At 44.2% G+C, this 5538-nt stretch carries 2 protein-coding genes; both read right to left on the reverse strand.

The genetic code is table 11. The features are described 5' to 3' along the window. Positions 1-233 precede the first annotated feature (233 nt). A complete protein-coding gene (locus L4B77_RS19250) occupies positions 234-5075 on the reverse strand; it encodes an NAD-glutamate dehydrogenase (protein ID WP_429752428.1) in 4842 nt (1613 codons plus the stop codon). A gap of 223 nt (positions 5076-5298) precedes the next feature. Further along, positions 5299-5517: a DUF2835 domain-containing protein gene (locus L4B77_RS19255; protein ID WP_261839594.1), complete on the reverse strand. Its 219-nt coding sequence runs from the start codon at positions 5515-5517 to the stop codon at positions 5299-5301. Between the last annotated feature and the right edge of the window lie 21 nt (positions 5518-5538).

The following is a 5538-nucleotide window of genomic DNA, read 5'->3' on the forward strand; positions in this document are numbered from 1 at the left end:
ATCAATTACTGTCTGTAGGGGTAATATAATCCTGTTTTTTATCGAATGAGGTTCTTTATTAAGCAAACGATACCGTATCTACTCGTCAGAAACGAGATGTTCTCATTGATACCATAGCGTGATTTTACTTTGTCTGCTCAACCGTATTGCCCTCATTGAACCTTTCGACTTTGACGAAACAAATAAGGCAGACCATATGGCCTGCCCTTATACTCTTTCGTTTTATCTCGTGATTAGTCTTTCGACATGCAGTTTAGATTCAATAGCATCAGTTCACGCAGTGCTACTGAAAACTTAGCAAACTCATGAACCGCCCCCACTTTGAATTCGTTTAGGATGCTTTCCCAACGATGTAGAGAAACCGAGTTACTTTCCATCCAGTCATCAAGCGCTTTAATCACATCAATGTCTGAAGCACAACCACAGTTAAGGACTTGGCCCGTAAGTTGGCGTTGCTGCCAATCCAGATCTTCTCTAAATGCTGCACGCGCCAGTGCTTGCCAGTTGTTATCGACGGCTTGACCATTAATTTGTTTTAAGAACCAATGGAGAGATAAACGGTCACCAAGGTTGAAGTAAAGCTTAGACGCTTGTTGGACTGTTTTACCCGTTTCACGAGCCACTGTGGATATATCCAGTGCTGAGTACAAACTCGATAAACGTGCCACTGAATTTGCCAGTTCAGCGTTGACACCTTGATCAATCCATAATTGCGCCATTGCTTTGTGCTCTTCCACTTCAGAAGCCACTAGGTTTTCATCCAGCTTGTCAGTAATCGCAACGACATCACCTTGATAACGCTCAATCAATGCATTCACTGACTGTTTACCCGTGCGGTTTCTTAGCAACCAGCGTGACAGGCGACGAAGGGTACGTCGAACATGGTAAAGCAATTCGTATTGAGCTTCAGAACTAGAAATGTTGTCCAATTCTCGAATGCTCTTGATCACCTTACCCAGCCCATAAATTTCACGTGATGCCGCATAAGCATTCGCAATATCAACAATATTTGCACCGGTCTCCTCTTGCAAGCGAGTCACGAAGTTACAACCCATCTCGTTAACCATTTGGTTAGCAAGCGCTGTCGCAATGATCTCAGCTCGTAGTGGATGGTTATCCATGTGCTGAGAGTAGTTACGGCGTAACTCTGTCGGGAAATATTGCATCAATTGTTGAGCATGAAACTCATCATTTGTAATATCATCGTGAACGAGATCTTCCTTGAGCACCATTTTTCCATAAGCAATAAGTACCGAAAGCTCTGGTCTTGTAAGTGCTTGACCTTGCTTCTCGCGCTCTAGCAACGTTTCATCATCAGGGATGTATTCTAAACCACGGTCTAAATACCCCGCTTTCTCCATTGTGTGAATAAAGCGGATCTGTTCTTTCACTAAGTCAACGCCTTGATGCTCAGTAACCGAAATAGATTCAGCTTGGCAGTAAGCGTCGTCTAGTACGATTTCGCCCACTTCGTCTTCCATGGATTCTAAAACTTGATTGCGTTGCTTAATAGTCAGGTCACCGTTAGACACCAAGCCATTCAAGAAGATCTTAATGTTGACTTCGTTGTCCGAGCAATCGACACCACCAACGTTATCCACAAAGTCAGTATTCACTCGGCCGCCCGTTAGCGCGTATTCAATACGACCCAATTGAGTCATTCCCAAGTTACCGCCTTCGCCAACAACCTTAGCTTTCAGGTCTCGACCATCAATACGAAGCACGTCATTTGCACGGTCACCCACATCAGTATGAGTCTCGCTAGAAGACTTAACATAAGTACCAATGCCGCCGTTCCAAAGGAGATCAACCGCCATAGACAAGATCGCTTTGATCAAATCGTTTGGCGCCATTGATGCTTTCTTGGTACCGAGCATTTTCTGAATTTCAGGGGTTAGAGGGATAGACTTCGCTCGGCGAGAGAAAACACCACCACCTTGAGAAATCAGGTCTTTATTGTAATCTTCCCAGCTTGAGCGAGGCAGATTAAACAGACGCTCACGCTCTACCCAACTAGATGCCGATTCTGGGTTTGGGTCAATGAAGATATGCATGTGGTTAAACGCCGCTTGTAAGCGAATGTGCTTAGATAGCAACATACCGTTACCAAATACGTCGCCTGCCATATCACCCACACCAATGACGGTGAAATCTGTACTTTGACAGTTGATGCCCATTTCGCGGAAGTGACGTTTAACGGATTCCCAACCCCCTTTCGCTGTGATCCCCATCGCTTTGTGGTCGTAACCATTTGAGCCACCAGAAGCAAACGCATCACCTAGCCAGAAGTTGTACTCTTCCGCTACTGAGTTCGCTAAATCTGAGAATGTAGCAGTGCCTTTATCCGCTGCTACAACCAAATACGGGTCATCTTCATCGTGACGAACAACACTCTTAGGTGGGATAACCTCACCTTCAATGATGTTATCTGAAACGTCGAGTAATGCACGGATGAAGCGCTTGTAACAACGTTGACCTTCAGCAAAGATCTCGTCTCGGCCAGACATAGTGTGTTGACGCTTACAAACGAAACCACCTTTAGCACCAACCGGAACGATAACGGTGTTTTTAACTTGTTGCGCTTTCACTAGGCCTAGAATTTCAGTACGGAAGTCTTCTTGACGATCTGACCAACGTAAACCACCACGTGCGACTTTGCCGCCACGTAGATGCACCCCTTCAATGTCCGGTGCGTAAACGAAGATCTCAAACGCAGGAACCGGTGCTGGGATGTCTGGAATTTCACTTGGTCTCATTTTCAGGGCCAGCCAAGGTTTAGACTGTTTGTGCTCATCTACTTGGTAGTAGTTAGTACGAAGCGTAGCAGTGATCATTTCCATATAGCGACGAATGATACGATCATCATCCAAGCTTTCGACATGATCCAGTTGTTCAGTGATCTTCTTGATAAGATCTTGCTGGCCTTTCGCGCTGCCCTTCAGTTTTGGGTCAAAACGCTTGCCAAACAAGCTCACTAACTCTTTTGCGAGATCGGGGTAATGAGATAACGTATCTTCAATGTATTGTTGACTGAATGGGAAACCTACTTGGCGCATGTACCGAGCATAGGCGCGTAAAATTGAGATTTCACGGCCAGAAAGCCCAGCGCCAAGTACTAAGCGGTTAAAGCCATCGCTGTCTAACTCGCCCTCCCAAATTGCCGCAAAGGCTTGCTGAAAAAGATCGCGTGCTTCACGAAGATCAATCGTCTTATCGCTCTTATGCAGCATAGAGAAATCAAGGATCCAATATGTCACACCGTTGGTTTTACGCACTTCATAAGGAGATTCACCAATAACACGCAGGCCAAAGTTTTCAAGCATTGGCATCACCTCAGAAAGGTGAATAGGCTCATCACTGTGGTAGAACAACTTCAAACGAACAGCTTTTGAATCTACCGCCTCTTCTTGAGGGCGGTAAAACAGCATGTCGAGTTTATTGTCTTCACTGAGCGCTTCTAAACGTTCGATATCAGCAACAGCTGAGCCCGGCATCATGTCTTCTTTGTACGAACGTGGGAATGCCCGCATGTACTCTTTCGACAATGGCAGACCGTTACTTTCACCAAAGTTTGCAATGATCGATTCAGACAGGCGGTCATCCCACGTAGACGATACTTCCATTAAATTCTGCTCTATTGTTTTCACGTCCACATCCATGTTGTTGTTTTCAACGCGAACAATATAGTGCGTTCTCGCCAATGGGCTTTCAGAGAAGTAGGTTGTGAATTCGACTTCTTCTTTGCAACCAAAGTACTGCTTCAAAATGCGTTGGGTGTCGCGACGAAGCTCAGTGTTGTAACGATCTTTTGTCACGTAAACCATGCAACTGAAAAAACGGCCAAACGGGTCTTTACGAACAAACAAGCGCAGAAGGTCACGATCTTGCATTTGTACTACGCCAGTCCCCACTTCAAGCAGCTCTTCTTCTCTCGCTTGAAGCAATTCATCACGCGGGTAGTTTTCAAGAATGTTGTGCAAGGCTTTGTAAGAGTATGAACCCTTACGATAACCACTTGCATCTAGGATACGTTGTACTTTTTCTCGAACCAGTGGAATGGTTTCAACGGTGTGGTTATAAACAGCAGATGTGTAAAGGCCAGTAAATCGATGTTCACCGATCACTTTTCCGTTCTTATCGAATTTCTTAATGCCGATGTAGTCATTGTAAGCCGGACGGTGAATGCGTGACGCTGTGTTACCCTTGGTTACGATCAGTACATAAGGCTTTTTCGCTTCAAGACGTGCCGAATCAGAAAATTCAGACAGCTTAACGTTTCTCACACGATCTGAATTCGAGAACAAACCAAGACCTTTATCTTTGGTCGGTTGCAGTTCGGTATCCCCATTAACAGAAACAAGGTCATACTCCTTGTAGCCCATAAACGTAAAGTTGTGCTCACCTAACCAACGAAGGAACGCCAGCGTTTCATCAAAACGCTGTGCATCTACTGGGATGCTCTCTTTTTGCTGCTCAACTTGATCGGTCACTTCTGTGAGTTTTTCTACCATTTTCAACCAATCGTTCACCACTAAACGGGTGTCGGTAAAAATATCGAGAAGTTCTGTTTTAAGCGCTGCCATCTCTGGTTTACTGCTCAGGCGGTCAACTTCAATATGGAACAATGATTGGAACACGCCGTCATTATTACTCACACCAACCACTCTGCCCGAATCGGAACGCGAAATCTGGGTTGGGTTATGAAGCATAAGATGAGAAGAGAGATCGAGGCGAGTTAATGCCATTTTCACAGAGTCAACAAGAAACGGACTATCGGGAACCACTATCTCAACGATAGTATGAGTAGATTGCCAACCTTGGCGACTGACTGTCGGGTTAAAAACGCGGACCGAGATTTCGTCAGGTTTCTTTTCATTGATGTGGTGCCATAAGCTTACTACAGCACCATATAAATCGGATTCGTTTCTCTGAGTCAGGTCGTCATGAGAAACGTTACTAAACAGGTGTTGGGCAAGTTGAGTTACGAGAGGTCGATGAGCAAGGTCAAGTTTGTCTTGAATCAGTTTGTACACTTTTTCAAGCAAAACTGGAACCACAGTTTCACGTGCGGTCATAGTCACACTCCACAATTAGAATTATATTTTTTTAGAGGATTACTTAAGCGGGTGTTTGAATTGAGTCGTTGCGCTCTTTTCTACTAACGAGTTAAGCAAAGGTAATGCATTCATTTATTGTAAAAGCATTATTGATAAATCGTTAATTGTTTTAATGGCGAGAGGAGATGAAATGTTTGATTATGTGATTAAGATTCCTTTTAACCACTCGTTACATCAGGCTTTATAGAGCTTCTAACTTAATAAACTTATTTTTTTGGTCAGTTATTAGCCTAAATTGACCTCTAACGCCTATTTGTGTAAGAAATGGTCTAAATCGAGTTGCAGGTAACTCTAAACGCAACCCCGTCGTGGTTATCACTTGGACTCTACTCGCCGCCCCTGAATAACTGGCTAAAAACTGTTGATATGAAATGTTAAGTCGAAAAATGTAGTAATTCATACGATGCCTGTATATAAATAC

Origin of the sequence: Vibrio minamisatsumaniensis, assembly GCF_050337445.1 — a bacterium.
GTDB lineage: Bacteria > Pseudomonadota > Gammaproteobacteria > Enterobacterales > Vibrionaceae > Vibrio > Vibrio artabrorum.

Coding starts and splice junctions, on each gene's coding strand:
- L4B77_RS19250 (WP_429752428.1), bottom strand. CDS start 5,075: ATGACCGCACGTGAAACTGTGGTTCCAGTTTTGCTTGAAAAAGTGTAC.
- L4B77_RS19255 (WP_261839594.1), bottom strand. CDS start 5,517: ATGAATTACTACATTTTTCGACTTAACATTTCATATCAACAGTTTTTA.